This window comes from Novosphingobium sp., assembly GCF_019748365.1.
Classification (GTDB): domain Bacteria; phylum Pseudomonadota; class Alphaproteobacteria; order Sphingomonadales; family Sphingomonadaceae; genus Novosphingobium.
The window spans coordinates 1-19,365 of sequence record NZ_JAIEPN010000193.1 but is presented as its reverse complement, the minus strand read 5'-3'; the positions used below and the strand labels follow the sequence as shown (position 1 = coordinate 19,365).

Below are 19,365 nucleotides of genomic sequence, written 5' to 3'. Positions count from 1 at the left end.
CGCAGCACGATGCCCGCGCCCGTCTGGCCGAAATCGGCATTGGGGCGGAAGCGGTTGACGACGCGGTTGGGCTCGCCCAGCCGGACGATCACCGCCTGCTCCTGCTCGCCCACCACGGTCACGCAGCTGAGCAGCACGACGAGCCCGACGGCCACCGCGATGAGCGCGGCCTTCTGTTCCTGCCACAGGCGGATCAGGGTCTGTTCCATCTCAGCGGCGCTCCCCGTTGGCGGTGGAATCGACGGGCGGGGTCTGCTTGATCCCGGGCAGCGGCAGGTAGGACATGACCCCCTGCGTTTCGACGATCACCTTGTCGGTCTTGCTCAGCACGCGCTCCATCGTATCGTAATACATGCGCCGCCGGGTCACTTCAGGGGACAGCTTGTACTGCTCGTAGACTTTGTCGAAGGCAGTCGCCTCGCCCTGCGCGCGCTGCGTGATCTGCTGCGCATAGGCTTCGGCGCGGTTGATATCGCTGCGCGCGTCCTGCTGCGCGGCGGCCACATCCTTGAAGGCATCGACGACCTTGGCTGGCGGATCGGCCTTCTTGATTTCCACACCCTGGATCTTCACGCCGGAGCGATAGGCATCGAGAATGCGCTGCATCCGCTCGCGCACATTGGCCTCGATCGAGGCGCGGCCCGAACCCATCGCATCGTTGAGCGACACTTCGGCAATCGACTGGCGCATGGCCGCCTCGGCCACTTCCTTCACCGTCGCATCGGGTTCGGCGAGCTGGAAAGTATAGAGCTTGAGGTCCTTGATGTTCCAGCGCACGAGATAGGTCAGGTCGACGAGGTTCTGGTCGCCTGTCAGCATCAGCCGCTCGCCATCGCCTTCCGGGATGGAATCGCGGCGGATCGAGGTGACGTCTTCCACGGTCACAGCCTGGATCGGCCAGGGCAGGGTGAGCGAGACGCCGGAATCGATCGTGTGGCTATAGGCGCCCAGCGTCGTGACGATGCCCTTCTCCTGCGGGGAGACGCGGTGGACCATCGTGGCACCGAGCCAGACGAGCGCGACAAGCCCGACCGCAATCGGTGCCCATGAACCGCCGCCCGGTCGCTGGGGCAGGCGGAATCCGGAGCCGCCCCCAAATCCGCCGGGGCCGCCGCCACCGCCGCCGCCGCGGCGCTTGAACAGGTCTTCGAGGGTCTGCCCGCGGCGCCCGTCGCCCGAGCTGGGCGGCAGCCACGGATTGCGCGGCCCGTTGCCGCGCGGAGGCGGGGGCGGACCTTCAGGAGCGGCATCGCCGCCCTCGCCGCCATCGCCGACAGCATCGCCCGAAGGCTCCCCGCTCCCCGCATCGCCTGCGCCCCATGGGCTTTTCTTGCCGACCATTGCCAGGCCGATCCGCGACATTCGTCCACCGAAAGAAATCATGGAGAAGACTATAGGTACGCTTTGCGGTTAAAAACAGTGTCTCCCTGCCAAAATTCCTCTGCTAGGGGGCGTCCGTTGGGGCAGTGGCCCTTTGGGGATGGGAATACGGGTTTGAGCCTAGATCAGACAGCACTCGAACAGGCGGTGCGCATGGCCGCGGGCGCGCGGTTGCAGACGGTGAAGGCGGACGGCGAAACCGCCTCGATCATCCTGGAAGTGAGCGGGCTGGACCGCGCGGCGCGCGACGCGCTCGAAGCGAAAGTGAAGGAGGCGGCGCGTACGGCCGGCGCTGCAGACGTGCGCGTAGGCATGACCGCCGAGCGCGTGACGCGGCGGATCGTCGCGGTGGGTTCGGGCAAGGGCGGCGTTGGCAAATCGACGCTCTCGGCCAATCTCGCGGTGGCGATGGCGAAGCTCGGGCGCAAGGTCGGGCTGGTCGATGCCGATATCTATGGCCCCTCGCAGCCGCGCCTGCTGGCAACCGAAGGCCGCAAGCCCGAGGCGGAGAACCAGAAGATCCATCCGGTGCAGAGCCCGTGGGGCGTGCCGATGCTCTCGATGGGGCATCTCGTCCAGCCGGGGCAGGCGATCGCCTGGCGCGGGCCGATGGCGGGCAATGCGCTGGGCCAGCTGATCGATGCGCATTGGGGTGATGCGGAAATACTCGTCGTCGATCTGCCGCCGGGCACGGGCGATGTGCAGCTCACCATGCTCCAGAAGCACAAGCCAGCGGGCGCGGTGATCGTCTCCACCCCGCAGGACCTCGCCCTGATGGATGCGGCGCGGGCGATCCGCCTGTTCGAGCAGGGCCAGGTGCCGCTGATCGGCATGGTCGAGAACATGGCGGGCTATGTCTGCCCGCATTGCGGCGAGAGCAGCGATCCGTTCGGCCAGGGCGGGGCGGAGGCGGCGGCGAAGACGATGGGCCTGCCCTTCCTCGGCCGGGTGCCGTTGAATCTAGCGATCCGCCAGTCGAGCGATGCCGGTGAGCCGATGGCGGCGGGTGACAGCCCCGAAGCGGCGATCTTTGCCGGGATCGCGCAGCGCGTACTGGCCTGGCTGGACGCGCAGAAGGGATGAGGCTCACGCGGCGCGGGCTGCTGATCGGCGCGGGCGGCGCGGGCGCGCTGCTCGTGGCTTTCGCGCTCTCGCCGCGGCGCTATGCCAGCGCGCTGGTTGCCGGGCCGGACGAGCATGTGTTCGACAGCTTTATCCGCCTCGCGAAGGATGGCGCGGTGAGCGTGGCCGTGCCGGTCTGCGAGATGGGGCAGGGCATTTCCACGCTGATGGCGCAGATCGTTGCGGTGGAACTGGGTGCGGACTGGAAGCGGGTTGGCGTGGAGCCCGCGCCGCCGAGCCCGATCTATGGCGATCCGGTGCTGGCCGCGCGCTGGGCGCCGCTTTGGCAGCCGCGCTGGCTTCCAGCGCTCGCTGACACCCCCGACGACTGGCTGGCCCGGACCCATGCCGAGCGCGAGCCCTTGATGATCACCGCCGAGGGCACCGCGCTCGCCGCGTTCGAGGCGCCCTTGCGCGCGGCGGCGGCGGGGCTGCGCGCCATGCTGATGCAGGCGGCGGCGGCGCAGTGGAACGTGGGCTGGGAAACGCTCGATACGGCGGGGCATTTCGTTGTGAACGGCAAGCAGCGGCTGGGCTTTGCGGCGCTGATCCCCGAGGCGGTCGAGTATGATCCGCCCGAGCCGCCGGCGCTGCGGGCAGAGCCGCCCAAGGAGCGCCCCGGCCAGTTCCCCGACGGGGCGCGCCCACGCTATCCCCGGCTCGATCTGCCCGCCAAGGTCGATGGCAGCTTCGTCTTTGCCGGAGACGTGCGCGTGCCGGGCATGGTCCATGCCGCGATTGTCCACGGGCCGCAGGGCGACACGGTGCTGTCGAGCTTTGATCGCAAGGCGGCCGAAGGCATCCCGGGCGTGGTCGGCGTGGTCTCGTCCAAGCGCTGGGTCGCGGCGGCAGCGAAGACCTGGCATGCCGCGCACAAGGCGGTGCTGGCGATGGAGCCGCGCTTTCATGCCGCCGGGCGGATTGCCGATTCCTCCGCGCTTGATGCCCGCATCGATAGCGCCTTGCGCAACGGGGCGGCCACGCGGCTTCTGGCGGAAGGCGATCCCGATGCCCTGCTTGCCAAGCCCAGCCTCACCGCGCGCTATGATGTGGAGCCGGCGCTGCATGCCCCGCTGGAAACCGCGACGGCCACCGCGCGGCTGACCGGCGACAAGCTGGAACTTTGGCTCGCGACCCAGGCGCCCGCACTGGTGCGGCGGCTGGCGGCGCAGGCGGCGGGCGTGCCGCGCCGCAATGTCGTGGTCTATGCGATGCATGCAGGCGGCAGCTTCGATGCCCGGCTCGATGCGCGCATCGCGGTCGAGGCTGTGGAGATCGCCAAGGCACTGGGGCGCCCGGTCCAGCTCGTGTGGAGCCGCTGGGAAGAAGCGCTGGCGGGCTTCCCGCGCACGCCGGTTTCCGCACTGCTCTCCGCGTCGATCGGGCCGGACAAGCGGCAGCTGCTGGGATGGCGCACGCGCATGGCGCTGCCGGCCACGGCGATCGAGGCGGGCGCGCGGCTGCTCGATGGAATGGACGCGGTGGACGCGCAGGCGGCGGCCAAGGGCCGCGCCGATCCGCTGGCCTGCGAAGGCGCGATGCCGCTCTATGCGATCCCGGAGCGCGCGGTGGATCACGTGCCGGTTGCGCTGCCGCTGCCGACCGGGCGCTATCGCGGCAACGCCCACGGCTACGGCGCGTTCTTCACCGAGAGCTTCATCGACGAATGCGCGCATTTCGGCGGGGCCGAGCCGCTGTCGTACCGCATCGGCATGCTCACCGGGCAGCCGCGCCTTGCCGCCTGCCTTGTCGGCGCCGCGCGCATGGCGATGTGGGGCGGCGGGACGGATGCTTCGGGGCAAGGGATCGCCTGCCACCGCATGGACCTCGCCGCGGCGGAGGGGCAGCGCAGCGGCTTCATTGCGGTCGTCGCCACGGCGCGGCAGGAGGAAGGCGCGATCCGGGTCGATCAGCTCTCGGCCTGGCTCGATATCGGGCGGATTGTGAATGTCGATATCGCGCGCCAGCAGGTCGAGGGCGGGATGCTGTTCGCCCTCGCGCAGGCCATCGGCGGCAGCACAGCCTATGCCAAGGGGCTGCCGACCGCCGGCCGTCTTGCCCAATTGGGCCTGCCGCTGCTTGCCGATTGCCCCAAGGTTGATATTGCGTTTGCCGAGTCGGACGAGCAACCGTTCGATCCCGGCGAGCTGGCGACCACAGCTGTCGCGCCTGCCATTGCCAACGCGCTGTTTTCTGCCACAGGACTGCGCTTTCGCCGTCTCCCCCTGCTTTCTGAAGGCCTCTGATCAGCGCCATGGACCAACCTGCCGACCATCCCCGGATTCTGACCGGCAAGATCGGGGTGCTCCTGGTCAACCTCGGCACGCCCGACGCGCCGGATGAAGGCGCCGTGCGGCGCTATCTCGCCGAGTTCCTGTCCGACCGCCGCGTGGTGGAAATTCCGCAGATCTTCTGGCAGCCGATCCTGCGCGGATTGGTCCTGCGCACCCGGCCGAGGAAGTCCGCCCATGCCTACAGCCAGGTCTGGACCGACGAGGGCTCGCCGCTCGCCTTCCACACCGCGGCGCAGGCGCGCGCGCTGCAGGTGCGGCTGGGGGACGCCGCGATCGTGCGTTACGCGATGCGCTATCAGAAGCCGGCGATGGCGGCGGAACTCGACAGGCTGCTGGCCGATGGCTGCGAGCGCATTCTCGTCGCACCGCTCTATCCGCAGTATTCCGGCGCGACGACCGCCAGCGCGCTTGATGCCGTGGCGGCGTGGATCAGGGACCGCCGCCGCCTCCCCGCGCTGCGCACCTTGCCGCCCTATTTCGACGATCCGCTGATGATCAGGGCGCTGCACAAGGACCTCTCCGCGCAGATCGCCGCGCTTGATTTCGATCCCGAACTGCTCGTGCTGAGCTTCCACGGCATGCCCGAGCGGACCTTGCGGCTCGGCGATCCCTATCACTGCCACTGCCAGAAGACCGCGCGCCTGCTGGGTGAGGCCTTTGCCGCGTCGCACCCGGCGCTCAAGCTCGCCACCAGCTTCCAGTCGCGCTTCGGCCGTGCCAAGTGGCTCGAGCCCGCCACGGACGACGTGATCAAGGTGCAGGCTACCAACGGCATTCGCCGCATGGTCGTCGCCGCGCCGGGCTTCTCGTCCGATTGCCTCGAGACCATCGAGGAACTCGGCATCCGCGGGCGCGAGGATTTCGAGGCGGCGGGCGGCACGCATTTCGCCGCACTCACCTGCCTCAACGCCACCGAGACGGGCATGGACATGCTCGAAGCGCTGGTGCGCCGGGAACTGGCCGGCTGGATTTGAAGCCCTGAATTGACTTTGCTGACACCTGTGTCATTAACCGCGCGGTTAAAAGCAGGAGCTCAACCATGGCCACCCTGGCAGCAACGCCTTCGCGGTCCATCCGTCCGCACGATGCGCAGTCCGAACGCGGCAATCCGCACTGGATCCGCCTGAAGGACGAAAGCGAACTCGATTCGATCCCCGGCGAGGATGGCTGGCCGCTTGTCGGCACGACCTTCATGCTGCTTGCCGACCCCATCGGATTTGCCCGGCGCATGCGCGCCAGGCACGGCGACGTCTATCGCACGCGCGGCTTCGGGCGGCGGCAGGTGGTGATGATCGGGCCGGACGCGAACGAGCTGGTGCTGTTCGATCGCGACAAGATCTTCAGCTCCGAACAGGGCTGGGGCCCGGTGCTCAACCTGCTGTTCCCGCGCGGGCTGATGCTGATGGACTTTGCCGCACACCGCGCGGACCGCAAGGCGCTCTCGATCGCCTTCAAGCCCGAGCCGATGCGGCATTACTGCGACCTGCTCAACGCCGATATCGCCGCCGGCGTGGAAGCCTGGGGCGAAGGGCCGCGCAAGTTCTATCCCGCGATCAAGGCGCTGACGCTGCAGACCGCGGCGACCAGCTTCCTCGGCCTGCCGTTCGGGCCCGAGGCGGACAGGCTCAACAAGGCCTTTGTCGACATGGTGCAGGCTGCGGTCGCGCCGATCCGGCGGCCGCTGCCGTTCACCGCGATGGGCCGGGGCTATGCCGGGCGCAAGCTGATGGTGGAGTACTTCACCGGCCTGCTGCGCGAGCGGCGCGCCAATCCCGGGCAGGACATGTTCAGCCAGTTCGCGCTGGCGCGCCGGGAGGACGGAGACGGCGACCTGCTGCCCGAGGACGTGGTGGTCGATCACATGATCTTCCTGATGATGGCCGCGCACGACACCATCACCAGTTCCTTCACCACGCTGATCTGGCACCTCGCGAAGAATCAGGACTGGCAGGACAAGCTGCGCGCCGAAGCGCGCGCGGCGGCGGGCGGCGATGGCGGGCCACTGGCGTTCGACGCGCTCGGCAAGATGGAGCTTGCCGAAATGGCGATGAAGGAGGCGCTGCGAATCATGCCGCCGGTGCCTTCGACTCCGCGCCGCGCGCTGAAGGATTTCACCTTCCGCGGTTTCCGCATTCCGGCGGGCACCGATGTCGATGTCAGCGCCTCGGCGGTCCATGCCGATCCGGCGCTCTGGCCCGAGCCCGAAAAGTTCGATCCCATGCGCTTCACGCCCGAGGCCGTGGCGGCGCGGCACAAGTACGCGTGGATCCCCTATGGCGGCGGCGCGCATATGTGCCTTGGCCTGCACTTCGCGACAATGCAGACCAAGCTGCTGGTGCACCATATCCTCACCCGCTACCGGGTCGAGGTGGAACCGGGCTATGCGCCCGCGTGGCAGCCCTGGCCGATCCCCAAGCCGCGCGACGGGTTGCAGGTGAAATTCACCAGGCTCACCTGAGTGCGCGCACCACTCACCGGTTGACGATTCGGGATGTCGTGGCTATGGGCCGCGCTTTCCGGAGAGTCTGACAGGGCTTTGCCGGGCCCACAGGTTTACTCGCCGCCCGCGTATCATGCGGTTCCGGCACTTGAAACAGGACAGACATGGCCAATACGCCGCAAGCCCGTAAGCGCATTCGTCGCAACGCCAACCGTGCCGAGATCAACGGCAACCGCCTCTCGCGCATCCGCACCTTCGTGAAGAAGGTGGAGGCCGCGATCGCGGGCGGTGACAAGGCGGCTGCGGCCGAAGCCCTGCATGCTGCCCAGCCCGAGCTGGCGCGCGGCGTGGCGCGCGGTGTGCTCCACAAGAACACCGTGGCGCGCAAGATGTCGCGCCTGTCGAAGCGAGTCGCTTCGCTCTGATTCGCTTCCTGCCGGCCTCTCGGGGGCGGCGCTACGTACGAATACGGAACGCGGCTGGTGTCTCTGACGCCGGCCGCGTTTTGTTTCGGCCTTGTTACAAGTCGAGCCGTCATCCGTGGCTTCGGCTCTGTCACTCACAAGTCGCAGATTTCTGCCGATTCGCGGGCCCTTTGACGTGAAATCCAACAAATTCAGTAGATTGATTGATTTCCGCCACGTTTAGGGCGTCAAGATTCTTTATTTCAGTTTTTTTGCGGCTTGGTGCTTGCGAATCCCTCCCGATCATCAATAGACATGCTTCTCCCGATGCGGCGCGGGCCCTGCCTCAGCAGGTCGCTCAGCCAATCCGGGGTCACGACAATCGCAAGTTTCATGGCCGGGGGCAGGGGTGCTTTCCCGGCGAGGGTAGACTTTTGCCTGCGGCAGGGGGTGCTGAAGCAGGCTTTCTGGGTGAGGGCAGCGAAGCGTGAAGATGGATGAATTTGGCAGCGGCGGACGGGGCGCCGCGGCCCAGGCGGCTGGCGCCGCACCGGGCAGAAAAGGACGGGACAGCGCGATGATCGAGGACCAGGAAGCGCTCGATCTCGCCGCAGATTGGGCCGATATCAGCCAGGGTCTGAAGAAGGACCTTGGGCCCCAGCTTCACAGCCAGTGGATCAAGCCGATCCAGGTCGGCACCTTCTGCAAGGAAACCGGCACGCTGGACTTGTTCCTGCCGACCGAGTTCTCCGCGAACTGGGTAGCCGACCGCTTTGCCGACCGGCTCTCCCTCGCGTGGAAGATCGCGCGCAGCGAAGTGCGGCAGGTGCGCATCACCGTTCACCCGCGCCGCCGCGCGATGCCCGAGCTGCGCATGGGCGGCATGCCCGCCAACGACACCGGGCCGATCACGTCGGTGCAGCGTCAGGCGGCGGTTCCGCTCAGCGCCGATGCCGCCGTGACCGGGCTCGACCCCTCGCTGACTTTCGCGGAATTCGTGTCGGGCTCGGCCAATGTCCTCGCGGTCAACGCCGCGCAGCGCATGGCCGCCCTCGAAACGCCGCAGTTCTCGCCGCTCTACCTCAAGGGCGCGACCGGGCAGGGCAAGACGCACCTGCTCCACGCCATTGGCCATGCCTATGCCGCCGCCCGTCCGGGCGCGCGCATCTTCTACTGCTCGGCCGAGCGCTTCATGATCGAGTTCGTGCAGGCGATGCGCTCGAACGAGATGCTGGAATTCAAGGCGCGCCTGCGCGGGTTCGACCTGCTGCTCGTGGATGATATCCAGTTCATCATCGGCAAGGCGAGCACGCAGGAGGAATTCCTCCACACGATCGATGCGCTGATGAGCGCGGGCAAGCGCCTTGTCGTCGCTGCCGACCGCGCGCCGCAGGCTCTCGACGGGGTCGAGCAGCGCCTGCTCTCGCGCCTCTCGATGGGCCTCGTGGCGGATATCCAGCCGGCCGACATCGACCTGCGCCGCAAGATCCTCGAGCACCGCCTTGCGCGCTTCACCAGCACGCAAGTGCCGGCGGACGTGATCGAGTTCCTTGCGCGCACGATCAACCGCAACGTCCGCGAACTCGTCGGCGGGCTCAACAAGCTGATCGCCTATGCCCAGCTGACCGGCCAGCCGGTCTCGCTGCAGCTGGCCGAAGAGCAGCTCACCGATATCCTCTCGGCCAACCGCCGCCGGATCACGATCGACGAGATCCAGCGCATGGTCTGCCAGTTCTACCGCGTCGACCGCACCGAAATGGCGAGCAAGCGCCGCGCCCGCGCGGTTGTCCGGCCCCGCCAGGTGGCGATGTACCTCGCCAAGGTGCTGACGCCGCGCTCGTACCCCGAGATCGGCCGCAAGTTCGGCGGCCGCGATCACTCGACCGTGATCCACGCGGTGCGCCTGATCGAGGAACTGCGCACGCGCGATGCCGATATGGACGGCGATGTGCGGACCTTGCTGCGGCAGCTTGAGGATTAAGAAGTAAGGGAAAAGTGCGAGGGCCATTGCCCTCGCGCTCCCGGGAATCGGTGCCATGCCTATCGGTTGCGCACTCTTCGCGAAGCGGCTTCATTCCTCCGGCTTCGCCGGGATGCGTGAATGCTCCTTCATGCACCAATGACCGGGAGCGCGAGGGCGATGGCCCTCGCATTTCTCTTCCTTCCTCCCTAACTGCAAACCCATGACTCCCGACCGCCTGGACCGCTTCGCCCGCCATATCGTCCTCCCCGAAGTGGGCGGTGCCGGGCAGGCGAAACTTGTGGCCAGCCACGTGGTGCTGGTCGGGCTTGGTGGCATTGGCAGCCCGGCGCTGCAGTATCTGGCGGGCGCGGGGATCGGGCGGCTGACGCTGATCGATGACGATGTGGTCGATGCCTCGAACCTGCAGCGACAGACGATCTTCGCGACGGGCGACATTGGCAGGCCCAAGGCCGAGGCGGCTGCGGCGTGGCTTTCCGCGTTCGATCCGGCGCTGGTGGGCGCCGCGCATGTCACGCGGCTGACGCGCGAGAATGCCGCGGCGTTGATTGCCGGTGCCGATGCGGTGCTCGATGGCTGCGACAACTTTGCGACGCGGCTCGCGGTTTCGGATGCCTGTGTGGCGGCGGGTGTGCCGCTCACCAGTGCGGCGCTGGGGCGGTTTCAGGGGCAAGTGGCGAACTTTGCCGGGCACCGCGAGGGGCAGGCCTGCTATCGCTGCTTTGTCGGCGATGCGTTCGATGCCGAGGATTGCGATACCTGCGCCGATACCGGGGTGCTGGGGGCGATGGTCGGCATGGTCGGCGCATTCGGCGCGATGGCGGCGATGCGGGTGCTGCTGGAGGGCGTTTCGACGCTGGGCGATCCGCAGTGGGGGCAGGTCCATGTGCTGGATGGGTTGAAGCCCGCGCTGCGCACGATGCGGATTGCCAAGGACCCGGAGTGCCGGGCCTGCGGGTCAGGGGGCTAACGCATACCAAGCCTCTCCGTCGCCCCGTGCTTGACACGGGGCTTGGCTGGTTCTCGCGGCCAAGAAAAGCCCAGGCCCGTGTCAAGCACGGGCCGACGACAACAGAGGGAGGAGCCTAAGAGGCCAGCAGCTCCGCCACCCATGCTGGCACGATCTCGCTCGCGGGGCCGAGGCGGGTTTCGTGGAACCATTGCGAGCCTTGCGAGCGCTCGAGATTGAGTTCGAGCGTGGCGGCGCCGATCTCGCGAGCGGTGCGCACGAAGCCGGCGGCGGGGTAGACCGCGCCCGAAGTGCCGATCGAGACAAACAGGTCCGCCTCCGACAGCGCGGCGAAGATTTCGTCCATGCGGTAGGGCACTTCGCCGAACCACACGACATCGGGGCGCAGATAGGGCGCGGAGCAGGCGGGGCAGGGCGGACGGTCCAGCAGCGGGCCGGTCCAGCGGTGACGGGTGTCGCAGGCGGTGCACCAGACGGTGAGGTGTTCGCCGTGCATGTGGATGACGCCGAGCGAGCCGCCGCGTTCGTGGAGGTCGTCGACATTCTGGGTGACGAGGGTGACGCTGCCGCCGGGCACTTTCTTCGGCCATTCGCGTTCGAGCTGGCCCAAGGCGTGATGCGCGGGGTTTGGCTGCTTGGTCTGGATCGCCTCGCGGCGCATGTCGTAGAAGCGCAGCACAAGGTCGGGATCGCGCGCGAAGCCTTCCGGCGTGGCGACGTCCTCGACGCGGTGCTGTTCCCACAGGCCCCCGGCGCTGCGGAAGGTATCGATCCCGCTTTCGGCGGAGACCCCGGCCCCTGTCAGGATGACGATGTTGCGGTATGTCTGCATCGCGGCCATGAAGCACGCCTAGGACGAGGTGATCAATGACTAGAGTGGGCATTATCGGCAGCGCCGGGCGCATGGGGCAAGCGCTGGCCGAAGCGATCACGGCGGCGGGGCACGAAGTCTCGGGCGGGATCGATCAAGGCGGTGATCCGATTGCGCTGGCGCAGGCGTCCGACGTGCTGGTCGATTTCTCGGCACCCGCGGCGCTGGAGTTCAATCTCGATGCGGCGATCCATGCGGGCATTCCCATCGTGGTTGGCACGACGGGGCTTGCCGAGCGGCACCATTGGCTGGTCGATGCGGCGGCGGTCTCGGTGCCGGTGCTGCAGACGGGCAATACCTCGCTGGGCGTGACCTTGCTGGCGCACCTGGTGCGCGAGGCGGCAAGCCGGCTGGGCGAGGACTGGGATATCGAGATCGTCGAGACGCATCACCGGATGAAGGTCGATGCGCCTTCGGGAACGGCGCTGCTGCTGGGCGAGGCGGCGGCGGCGGGCCGCGGCGTGCGGCTGGCCGAGGAATCCGTCAGCGGGCGTGACGGGGTGACCGGCGCGCGCAAGCAAGGCACCATCGGCTTTGCGGCGCTGCGGGGCGGCACCGTGGCGGGCGATCACACGGTGCATTTTCTGGCCGACAACGAACGCATCGCGCTGTCGCACCTCGCCGAGAACCGCGCGATCTTCGCGCGTGGTGCGGTGCGGGCGGCGCTGTGGCTGCTGGGCAAGGAGCCGGGGCGCTACACGATGCCTGAGGTGCTGGGGCTTTGAAGAAGGACCAGATCTTCGAGTTCTTCCGGCGGCTGGCCGAAGCCAATCCATCGCCCGAGACCGAGCTTGAATATGGCAATGTCTACCAGCTGCTGGTGGCGGTGACGCTTTCGGCGCAGGCGACCGACGTCGGCGTCAACAAGGCGACGCGGGCGCTGTTCGCCAAAGTGAAGACGCCGGCGCAGATGCTCGAGCTGGGCGAAGAGGGCCTGAAGGAGCACATCAAGACGATCGGCCTGTTCAACAGCAAGGCGAAGAACGTGATCGCCATGGCCGAAATCCTTGTGCGCGAGCATGGCGGGGACGTGCCGGCGGACCGCGACTTGCTGACCGCGCTGCCCGGTGTCGGGCGCAAGACCGCCAATGTCGTGCTCAACTGCGCGTTCGGGGCGGAGACCTTTGCCGTCGATACGCATATCTTCCGGGTCAGCAACCGCACCGGGATCGCCAGGGGCAAGACGCCGCTGGCGGTGGAGAAGGGGCTTGAGAAGAAAGTCCCGCAGCCGTTCCGCGTCGGCTCGCACCACTGGATGATCCTGCATGGGCGCTACGTGTGCAAGGCGCGCAGCCCGGAGTGCTGGCGCTGCGAAGTGGTTGACCTTTGCGGGTATAAGGACAAGATTCACGAGAAGGGGGCGAAACCCGCGACTCAGAAGGGGAGAGCGCGGAAAGCCAAGGAGAAGAAGCCATGAGTGCTTTGAGGCCCACGACCCTGCAGACCGCCGCCTTCCTGACCCTGACCATTGCTGCCGCTCTTTCGCTGGGTGCCTGCGCGCCGCAGGCCCGATCACAGTGGGCCGCCAATGGCCATGCCGCCGATGTTCCTGCCGCGACACCGACCGGCGCGCCGGTGAGCTGCATCCCGATCACCACGATCAGAGAAAGCCGGGTGCGCGACGACTGGACCATCGACTTCCGCACCACCAGCAACAACTGGTATCGCAGCAGCCTGCCGTACCGCTGCAGCAACCTCGGCTTCGAGCGGTCGTTCTCCTATTCGACCGCGCTCTCGCAGCTGTGCAACGTCGATATCATCACGGTGTTCCGCAACGGCGGCGGCCCGACCGGCCCGCTGGGTTCCTGCGGGCTGGGGATGTTCCAGCCGGTGAAGCTGGAGAAGGAAGCGAAGAAGTAGCTGCCTCGATCTTGGCGCTGCGCTCGCGGGTGACGAAGGGCGGGGCTGAAGTGGCGGGCTCTAAGCTTCCGGATCGAGATGCAGACCCCGGCGGCCGTGTTCGGGCGTATCGTGCGGGGGCAAGGCTTCGGGCGCATCGGGGTCCATCGGCAGCTGGAGCATGCCTTCCCATTTGGTGATGACCGAGGTGGCCACGGCATTGCCGACGACGTTGGTCGCGGCGCGGCCCATGTCGAGGAAGGTATCGACGCCGAGCAGCAGCGCGACGCCTTCCACCGGCAGGCCGAACTGGGTGAGCGTTGCCGCGATGACCACAAGGCTGGCGCGCGGCACCCCGGCGATGCCCTTCGACGTGACCATCAGCGTGAGCAGCATCGCGATCTGCTGGCCGGCCGAAAGCTCGACATTGTAGGCCTGCGCGATGAACAGCGTGGCGAAGCTGGTGTAGATCATCGAGCCATCGAGATTGAAGCTGTAGCCCAATGGCAGCACGAAGCCCGAAATGCGGCGCGGCACACCGAAGCGGTCGAGCTGCTCGAACAGCTTGGGCAGCGCGCTTTCCGAACTGGCGGTGGAGAAGGCCAGCAGCAGCGGCTCGCGGATGTAGCGCGCCAGCATGATCACCCGCTTGCCGCCGAGGAAGATCGCGGCAAAGCTCATCAGGATCACCCAGAGCAGCATCAGCGCGATGTAGAACTCGCCGGCAAACACGCCGTAAGTCAGGATGATGCCGACGCCGCGCGTCGCGATCACCGAGGAGAGCGCGCCGAACACCGCGAAGGGGGCAAAGCGCATCACATAATCGGTGATCGTGAGCATCAGCGTGGCAAGCGCTTCGGCGCCCCTCACGAGCGGTGCGCCCTCTTCGCCCATCGCCGAAAGCCCGACCCCGGCAAAGACCGAGAACACGAGGACCTGCAGGACGTTGTTCTTGGCCATCGCATCGAGCGCGCTGGTCGGGAAGACTTCGAGCACGAAGTGGCGGATGGTGAAGTCTGCGGTAGCGAGATCGCCGACCGGGGTGGCGGAGGTGATGTTGAGGCCGACGCCCGGCTGGAACAGATTGACGAGCACGAGCCCCAGACTGATCGAGATGAGGCTGGCGGTGATGAACCACGCAAGCGCCCGCCCGCCGATGCGGCCCAATGCCGAACTGTCGCCCATGCTTGCAATGCCGGTGACGAGAGTTGCGAGGATCAGCGGCGCGATGATCATCTTGATGAGGTGGAGGAACACCTCGGGGAGCAGCTTGAGCAAGTCCGCGATGTCGGCCAGTTGCTTGTTGCCGGCGGGATAGGACACGTTGAGCGTGTAGCCGGTGGCAATGCCGGCGATCATCGCGATCACGATGTAAAGGGTCAGGCGTTTGCCCAAGGTGTGTGGCTCCCGTTGGTTTTGCGCGAGACTAGCGGGGCGGGAGGTTTAGGCAAGGCGGGGGCCGATCCAAAAGCATCGTCATTCCCGCGAAGGCGGGAATCCAGGGCTAGGTGGCGCGTGGCCGCTCTGGATCCCCGCCTTCGCGGGGATGACGAAATGGAGGTGGCGGGAATGACGAACGGGTAAGGGAGCGGGGCGGGGGTAACGTTGCTCAGCCGCACTGCGCGCGGTGCATCAGCTTCTGGTCGGCCAGCACCAGCGCCATCATCGCCTCTACCACCGGCGCACCTCGGATGCCGACGCAGGGGTCGTGGCGGCCCTTGGTGAAGAGCTCGGTCGCCTCGCCCTCCCGCGTGATCGTGGGGACGGGGGTGAGGATCGAGGACGTCGGCTTGAAGGCGACGCGGACGTGGACCGGCTGGCCGGTGGAAATGCCGCCCGCGATGCCGCCTGCGTGGTTGGCGAGGAATTCAGGGGCTTCGGAGCCCGGCCGCATCGGATCGGCATTGCCTTCGCCGGTGTTGGCGGCGGCGGCAAAACCATCGCCGATCTCGACGCCCTTGACCGCGTTGATGCCCATCATCGCGTGTGCGAGTTCGGCATCCAGCTTGGCATAGAGCGGCGCGCCCCAGCCGGCGGGGACGCCGGTGGCGGTGCATTCGACCACGGCGCCCAATGAGGAACCGGCCTTGCGGGCATTGTCGACGAGGGCTTCCCAGCGCGCGGCGGCCTTGGCGTCCGGGCAGAAGAAGGGGTTGCGGGTGATTTCGGCAGGATCGAAGTTTGCGGGATCGATCGCATCGCCGCCGATCGCGCTGACCCAGCCGAGGACGGTGACTTCAGGAATGACGAGCCGCGCGACGGCGCCTGCCGCAACGCGGGCTGCGGTTTCACGCGCGGAGGAACGCCCGCCGCCGCGATAGTCGCGAAAGCCGTACTTGGCGTCGTAGGCATAGTCGGCGTGGCCGGGACGATAGGCCTTGGCGACATCGCCATAGTCCTTCGAGCGCTGGTCGACGTTCTCGATCATCAGGCTGATCGGGGTGCCGGTCGTCTTGCCCTCGAACACGCCGGAGAGGATCTTGACCTGATCGGGCTCCTGCCGCTGCGTGGTGAAGCGCGACTGGCCGGGGCGGCGGGCATCGAGGAAGGGCTGGATCAGGCTCTCGTCCAGCGCGAGGCCCGGCGGGCAGCCGTCGACGACCGCGCCGAGGGCGGGTCCGTGGCTTTCTCCCCAGGTGGTGAAGCGGAACATGTGGCCGAAGGTGTTGAAGCTCATGGTTGGCCGCTTTGTCGCAAGTGGGCGGAAATGTCCATTCTGCCGCCTGCACCACCCCCCGGCCCCCTCCTCTGAAGAGGAGGGGGAGAAGTGCCAAATAGCCCCATCCTCTTTAGAGGAGGGGGTTGGGGGTGGTGGAAACCCGCGCTAAAGCCCGCCCCATGTTCCTCGTCGTCTTCCGCAACCGCAAGCGCGCCGATATCGATGCGGCGGCCTATCATGCCGATGCCGATGCCATGTGGCGTCTGGCCAAGGAGCAGCCCGGCTACCTCTCGTTCAAGAGCTACACTGCCGAGGACGGCGAAGTGGTGGCCATCAGCGAATGGGTGGACGAGGCGGCTGCCTTGGCCTGGCGGCGGGTGGCGGAGCATGCCGAGATGCAGGCCAAGGGCCGCGAGGAATACTACGAGGACTACACGCTGTTTGCGGGGACGCCGACGCGCCTGCACCGTTTTTCGAGGACCAAGGCATGACGATCACGCTCTACGGCATCCCCAACTGCGACACCGTGAAGAAAGCACGCGCGTGGCTGGACGGGAAGGGCATTGTCTACACCTTCCACGACTACAAGAAGCAGGGCGCAGACCCGGAGCGCATTGCCGGGTGGATCGCGGCGGCAGGCCGCGACAAGGTGGTCAACCGGGCGGGGACGACCTTCCGCAAACTCTCCGAAGCGGATCAGGCGGCGCTGGGCGGCGAAGGGGCTCCGGCGGTGCTGGCGGCGAATACCTCGGTGATCAAACGGCCGATCGTGGAGCATCCGGGCGGGCTGCTGGTGGGGTTCAAGAAAGCGGAATGGAGTTCCATTCTGGGTTGAACTGACATGAAAAGATATGCGGCCCGCCCTGTTCAGCCGGGGCGGGGCGTGTTATCTACATTGGTGTGAATACCGCCGCGCCTTTCGCTTATGCGATCACCGTCGATCCTGCTGACATCGACTTCATGGGGCACGTCAACAACGCGTCTTACCTCAAGTGGGTGCAGGATGCCGTCGTTGGTCACTGGCGCGCCTTTGCCCCGGCGCAGGCGATTGCCGACCATGTGTGGGTCGCGACCAATCACAACATCACCTACCGGCGGCCGACCTTCCTCAACGATCCGGTGATCGCGCACGTGATCCTCGAACGCGTGCAGGGCGCGCGGGCGTTTTACGAGACGATCATCAAGCGCGGTGAAGAGGTGCTGGCCGAAGTGAAATCGAGCTGGTGCTGCCTTGATGCGGCCACCTTGCGCCCGGCACGGCTGGCGCGTGATCTGGTGGAGAAGTTTTTGCCTGCTTCGGCGGGGTGAGCCGGGCCGTCCAACATTCGTCATTCCCGCGAAGGCGGGAATCCAGGGCGGGGTAGCGCTTTGGTGCCCTGGATCCCCGCCTTCGCGGGGATGACGAAAGGTGAGGGCGAGTTGTGCCTAGTGTCTCGACTTCGCTCGACACGAACGGTGGTTGTGAAAGACTCAGCGCAGTTTCGCGATTTCCAAACCGTCCGCCTTGGCGCGGACCTTGATGGATTCCTCGCTGCGGGTCAGCGCCTTGGCGAGGGCTTTCAGCGCCATGCCCTTCTTCGCCAGCATGTGCAGCTTCTGCACTTCGTCGGTGGTCCAGGCCTGCTTGTGCCGTTCGAAGACTTTGCCGGTGGCCATCAGGTGCGTACCGCCGTCACGATGTAGTTGAGCGAAAGATCGTCCGAGAGGTGGAGGCCCTTCAGCGGGCTCCATGAAATGCCCTTCGGATTGCCCATCGCAAACCCGGCTTCGGCGAGGAGGTCGCTGAGTTCGAGCGGGGTGATGAAGTCCTCCCAGTGGTGCGTGCCCTTGGGCACCATGCCCACGGTTTCCGCCGCGCCGACGAGCAGCAGGCGCGAGGCGGCGGTGCGGTTAGGGGTGGAGAGGACGAGCAGGCCGTCTGCGGCGACGGTTGCCACCAGACCGGCGATAAAGGCGGCCTTGTCTGCCACATGTTCGATCACTTCCATCGAGGTGACGAGATCGAATGGGCCGAGGCCGAGCGCCGCGAGTTCGCCGTGGCGGTAGTCAATGGCGAGGCCGCTGCCTGCCGCGTGGGCCTGTGCGGCGGCGATGTTTTCTTCCGCCGCATCGACCGCCGTGACGGCGGCGCCCATCCGCGCGAGGGGTTCGGCGAGCAGTCCGGCGCCGCAGCCGACATCGAGCGCGCGTTTGCCCGCCAGCGGGCGCAGCGTTTTGGGATCGGCATCGAAATGCGAATCGATCGCCTCGCGCAGGAAGGCCAGCCGCACCGGGTTCAGCTTGTGCAGCATGGCCGAGCTGCCCTTGGGATCCCACCATTCGGCGGCCAGCTTGCCGAAATGGGCGGCTTCTTCGGGCCTTATGGTTGCGGCGGTGGTTGCATTGCTCATGGAGCGACTCTAAAGCGCCGCGTCCATACGGTCGAGGGGCCGTGTGGGAATGTTCAGCAAGCTGCGGGGGAGATGACGTGGCCCGGATCGTGATGAAATTCGGCGGCACTTCGATGGCCGGGACCGAGCGCATCCGCCGCGTGGCCGGCATCGTCAAGCGCCAGCAGGAAGCGGGGCACGAAGTCGCCGTCGTCGTTTCGGCCATGGCGGGCGAGACCGACCGGCTGGTGAACTTCTGCCGCGAGGCCAACGCGCTTTATGACCGCGCCGAGTATGACGTTGTCGTGGCGGCGGGCGAGCAGGTCACCTCGGGTCTGCTCGCGCTCCACCTGCAGGCGCTGGGCTGCAAGGCGCGCTCGTGGCTCGGCTGGCAGCTGCCGGTGCGCACCGACGATGCCCATGCCGCCGCGCGGATCGAGGATATCGATTCGCAGGCGCTGCTGGCTTCGATGGCGGCGGGCGAGATTGCGGTGATCCCGGGCTTTCAGGGCCTCGATCATGATGGCCGGGTAACGACGCTGGGCCGCGGCGGTTCGGATACTTCGGCGGTTGCGGTGGCGGCGGCGGTCTCGGCGGATCGCTGCGACATCTACACCGACGTCGACGGCGTCTACACCACCGACCCGCGCATCGTGGCGAAGGCCCGCAAGCTCAAATACGTGACCTACGAGGAAATGCTCGAGCTCGCTTCGGTCGGCTCGAAAGTGCTGCAGACGCGCTCGGTCAGCCTCGCGATGAAGGAAGGCGTGCGCGTGCAGGTGCTGTCCTCGTTCATCGATGAAAGCGCCCCGCCGGCCGACAGCATCCCCGGCACGATGATCGTCAGCGACGAAGAACTGGAAGGAACCGACATGGAACGCCAGCTGATCACCGGCATTGCCGCCGACAAGAACGAGGCCAAGGTGACGCTGACCCGCGTGGCGGATCGCCCCGGCGCGGTGGCGGCGATCTTCGGCCCGCTCGCCGAGGCGAACATCAACGTCGACATGATCATCCAGAACATCGCCAAGGACAA

20 protein-coding genes and 1 pseudogene are annotated in these 19,365 nt (G+C 67.0%); 14 read left to right on the top strand and 7 right to left on the bottom strand.

The annotated features are described in order from the left end of the window. A pseudogene (locus K5Q19_RS20800) lies at positions 1–209 on the bottom strand (protease modulator HflC); the annotation flags it as partial. Between the two features lies 1 nt (position 210). Further along, a complete protein-coding gene (gene hflK, locus K5Q19_RS20795) occupies positions 211–1,362 on the bottom strand; it encodes an FtsH protease activity modulator HflK (RefSeq protein WP_292949204.1) in 1,152 nt (383 codons plus the stop codon). A 171-nt stretch (positions 1,363–1,533) separates the two neighbouring features. Here hflK and K5Q19_RS20790 point away from each other — a divergent pair, with 171 nt between their 5' ends. The 7 genes from K5Q19_RS20790 (at position 1,534) to K5Q19_RS20760 (ending at position 10,591) form a co-directional block, all read left to right on the top strand. Further along, positions 1,534–2,463 (top strand): Mrp/NBP35 family ATP-binding protein, encoded by a 930-nt coding sequence (locus K5Q19_RS20790; RefSeq protein ID WP_292949213.1) that lies wholly within the window; start codon positions 1,534–1,536, stop codon positions 2,461–2,463. After that, positions 2,460–4,748, top strand: coding sequence for a molybdopterin cofactor-binding domain-containing protein (locus tag K5Q19_RS20785; protein WP_292949201.1), 2,289 nt, complete (start codon positions 2,460–2,462; stop codon positions 4,746–4,748). Before K5Q19_RS20790 ends, K5Q19_RS20785 begins: the two co-directional genes overlap by 4 nt. An 8-nt stretch (positions 4,749–4,756) precedes the next feature. Continuing rightward, positions 4,757–5,770, top strand: coding sequence for a ferrochelatase (gene hemH, locus K5Q19_RS20780; protein WP_292949198.1), 1,014 nt, complete (start codon positions 4,757–4,759; stop codon positions 5,768–5,770). A gap of 65 nt (positions 5,771–5,835) precedes the next feature. Beyond that, on the top strand, positions 5,836–7,254 hold the full coding sequence (locus tag K5Q19_RS20775) for a cytochrome P450 (protein WP_292949195.1): 1,419 nt from the start codon (positions 5,836–5,838) through the stop codon (positions 7,252–7,254). A gap of 146 nt (positions 7,255–7,400) precedes the next feature. Next, complete coding sequence (rpsT, locus tag K5Q19_RS20770) at positions 7,401–7,661, top strand: 30S ribosomal protein S20 (RefSeq protein WP_054123826.1); 261 nt, start codon at positions 7,401–7,403, stop codon at positions 7,659–7,661. A gap of 556 nt (positions 7,662–8,217) precedes the next feature. Then, positions 8,218–9,621, top strand: coding sequence for a chromosomal replication initiator protein DnaA (gene dnaA, locus K5Q19_RS20765; protein WP_292949211.1), 1,404 nt, complete (start codon positions 8,218–8,220; stop codon positions 9,619–9,621). A 202-nt stretch (positions 9,622–9,823) separates the two neighbouring features. Further along, positions 9,824–10,591, top strand: coding sequence for a HesA/MoeB/ThiF family protein (locus K5Q19_RS20760; RefSeq protein ID WP_292949191.1), 768 nt, complete (start codon positions 9,824–9,826; stop codon positions 10,589–10,591). 115 nt (positions 10,592–10,706) lie between these two features. Here K5Q19_RS20760 and K5Q19_RS20755 read toward each other — a convergent pair whose 3' ends face one another. Then, positions 10,707–11,423, bottom strand: coding sequence for an NAD-dependent deacylase (locus K5Q19_RS20755; RefSeq protein ID WP_292949209.1), 717 nt, complete (start codon positions 11,421–11,423; stop codon positions 10,707–10,709). A 35-nt stretch (positions 11,424–11,458) separates the two neighbouring features. Here K5Q19_RS20755 and dapB point away from each other — a divergent pair, with 35 nt between their 5' ends. Genes dapB through K5Q19_RS20740 form a run of 3 tightly spaced genes read left to right on the top strand, consistent with a single transcriptional unit; the run spans position 11,459 to position 13,322 of the window. Continuing rightward, positions 11,459–12,187, top strand: coding sequence for a 4-hydroxy-tetrahydrodipicolinate reductase (gene dapB / locus K5Q19_RS20750; protein ID WP_292949189.1), 729 nt, complete (start codon positions 11,459–11,461; stop codon positions 12,185–12,187). Beyond that, a complete protein-coding gene (gene nth / locus K5Q19_RS20745) occupies positions 12,184–12,879 on the top strand; it encodes an endonuclease III (protein ID WP_292949187.1) in 696 nt (231 codons plus the stop codon). Before dapB ends, nth begins: the two co-directional genes overlap by 4 nt. Further along, the gene (locus K5Q19_RS20740) at positions 12,876–13,322 is read left to right on the top strand and encodes a hypothetical protein (protein ID WP_292949184.1); all 447 of its coding nucleotides are present in this window, start codon (positions 12,876–12,878) and stop codon (positions 13,320–13,322) included. The genes nth and K5Q19_RS20740 overlap by 4 nt, the downstream gene beginning before the upstream one ends. Before the next feature lie 60 nt (positions 13,323–13,382). Here the strand turns inward: K5Q19_RS20740 and K5Q19_RS20735 are convergent, their stop codons facing one another. Next, complete coding sequence (locus tag K5Q19_RS20735; RefSeq protein WP_292949181.1) at positions 13,383–14,696, bottom strand: dicarboxylate/amino acid:cation symporter; 1,314 nt, start codon at positions 14,694–14,696, stop codon at positions 13,383–13,385. Positions 14,697–14,910: 214 nt separating this feature from the next. Beyond that, positions 14,911–15,978, bottom strand: coding sequence for a chorismate synthase (aroC, locus tag K5Q19_RS20730; protein WP_292949178.1), 1,068 nt, complete (start codon positions 15,976–15,978; stop codon positions 14,911–14,913). Between the two features lie 161 nt (positions 15,979–16,139). Between aroC and K5Q19_RS20725 the strand changes: the two genes are divergently transcribed. The 3 genes from K5Q19_RS20725 (at position 16,140) to K5Q19_RS20715 (ending at position 17,268) form a co-directional block, all read left to right on the top strand. Continuing rightward, positions 16,140–16,451 (top strand): antibiotic biosynthesis monooxygenase, encoded by a 312-nt coding sequence (locus tag K5Q19_RS20725; RefSeq protein ID WP_292949207.1) that lies wholly within the window; start codon positions 16,140–16,142, stop codon positions 16,449–16,451. Continuing rightward, entirely contained in the window at positions 16,448–16,795 is a 348-nt protein-coding gene (locus K5Q19_RS20720) for an arsenate reductase (protein WP_292949175.1), read from the top strand. Before K5Q19_RS20725 ends, K5Q19_RS20720 begins: the two co-directional genes overlap by 4 nt. A 65-nt stretch (positions 16,796–16,860) precedes the next feature. Beyond that, positions 16,861–17,268 carry a thioesterase family protein gene (locus K5Q19_RS20715; RefSeq protein ID WP_292949173.1) on the top strand — a complete coding sequence of 136 codons (408 nt, stop codon included), beginning with the start codon at positions 16,861–16,863 and terminating at the stop codon, positions 17,266–17,268. Positions 17,269–17,430: 162 nt separating this feature from the next. On the opposite strand, the gene K5Q19_RS20710 is transcribed toward K5Q19_RS20715, so the two are convergent. Both K5Q19_RS20710 and ubiG read right to left on the bottom strand, forming a co-directional pair. Next, positions 17,431–17,616 (bottom strand): hypothetical protein, encoded by a 186-nt coding sequence (locus K5Q19_RS20710; protein ID WP_292949171.1) that lies wholly within the window; start codon positions 17,614–17,616, stop codon positions 17,431–17,433. Beyond that, positions 17,616–18,350 (bottom strand): bifunctional 2-polyprenyl-6-hydroxyphenol methylase/3-demethylubiquinol 3-O-methyltransferase UbiG, encoded by a 735-nt coding sequence (gene ubiG / locus K5Q19_RS20705; RefSeq protein ID WP_292949169.1) that lies wholly within the window; start codon positions 18,348–18,350, stop codon positions 17,616–17,618. Before ubiG ends, K5Q19_RS20710 begins: the two co-directional genes overlap by 1 nt. Positions 18,351–18,427: 77 nt before the next feature. Here ubiG and K5Q19_RS20700 point away from each other — a divergent pair. After that, positions 18,428–19,365, top strand: a 938-nt coding sequence (locus K5Q19_RS20700; RefSeq protein WP_292949166.1) for an aspartate kinase, incomplete at its 3' end; no start/stop codon positions are given.

Coding starts and splice junctions, on each gene's coding strand:
- hflK (WP_292949204.1), bottom strand. CDS start 1,362: ATGTCGCGGATCGGCCTGGCAATGGTCGGCAAGAAAAGCCCATGGGGC.
- K5Q19_RS20790 (WP_292949213.1), top strand. CDS start 1,534: ATGGCCGCGGGCGCGCGGTTGCAGACGGTGAAGGCGGACGGCGAAACC.
- K5Q19_RS20785 (WP_292949201.1), top strand. CDS start 2,460: ATGAGGCTCACGCGGCGCGGGCTGCTGATCGGCGCGGGCGGCGCGGGC.
- hemH (WP_292949198.1), top strand. CDS start 4,757: ATGGACCAACCTGCCGACCATCCCCGGATTCTGACCGGCAAGATCGGG.
- K5Q19_RS20775 (WP_292949195.1), top strand. CDS start 5,836: ATGGCCACCCTGGCAGCAACGCCTTCGCGGTCCATCCGTCCGCACGAT.
- rpsT (WP_054123826.1), top strand. CDS start 7,401: ATGGCCAATACGCCGCAAGCCCGTAAGCGCATTCGTCGCAACGCCAAC.
- dnaA (WP_292949211.1), top strand. CDS start 8,218: ATGATCGAGGACCAGGAAGCGCTCGATCTCGCCGCAGATTGGGCCGAT.
- K5Q19_RS20760 (WP_292949191.1), top strand. CDS start 9,824: ATGACTCCCGACCGCCTGGACCGCTTCGCCCGCCATATCGTCCTCCCC.
- K5Q19_RS20755 (WP_292949209.1), bottom strand. CDS start 11,423: ATGCAGACATACCGCAACATCGTCATCCTGACAGGGGCCGGGGTCTCC.
- dapB (WP_292949189.1), top strand. CDS start 11,459: ATGACTAGAGTGGGCATTATCGGCAGCGCCGGGCGCATGGGGCAAGCG.
- K5Q19_RS20740 (WP_292949184.1), top strand. CDS start 12,876: ATGAGTGCTTTGAGGCCCACGACCCTGCAGACCGCCGCCTTCCTGACC.
- aroC (WP_292949178.1), bottom strand. CDS start 15,978: ATGAGCTTCAACACCTTCGGCCACATGTTCCGCTTCACCACCTGGGGA.
- K5Q19_RS20725 (WP_292949207.1), top strand. CDS start 16,140: ATGTTCCTCGTCGTCTTCCGCAACCGCAAGCGCGCCGATATCGATGCG.
- K5Q19_RS20720 (WP_292949175.1), top strand. CDS start 16,448: ATGACGATCACGCTCTACGGCATCCCCAACTGCGACACCGTGAAGAAA.
- K5Q19_RS20710 (WP_292949171.1), bottom strand. CDS start 17,616: ATGGCCACCGGCAAAGTCTTCGAACGGCACAAGCAGGCCTGGACCACC.
- ubiG (WP_292949169.1), bottom strand. CDS start 18,350: ATGAGCAATGCAACCACCGCCGCAACCATAAGGCCCGAAGAAGCCGCC.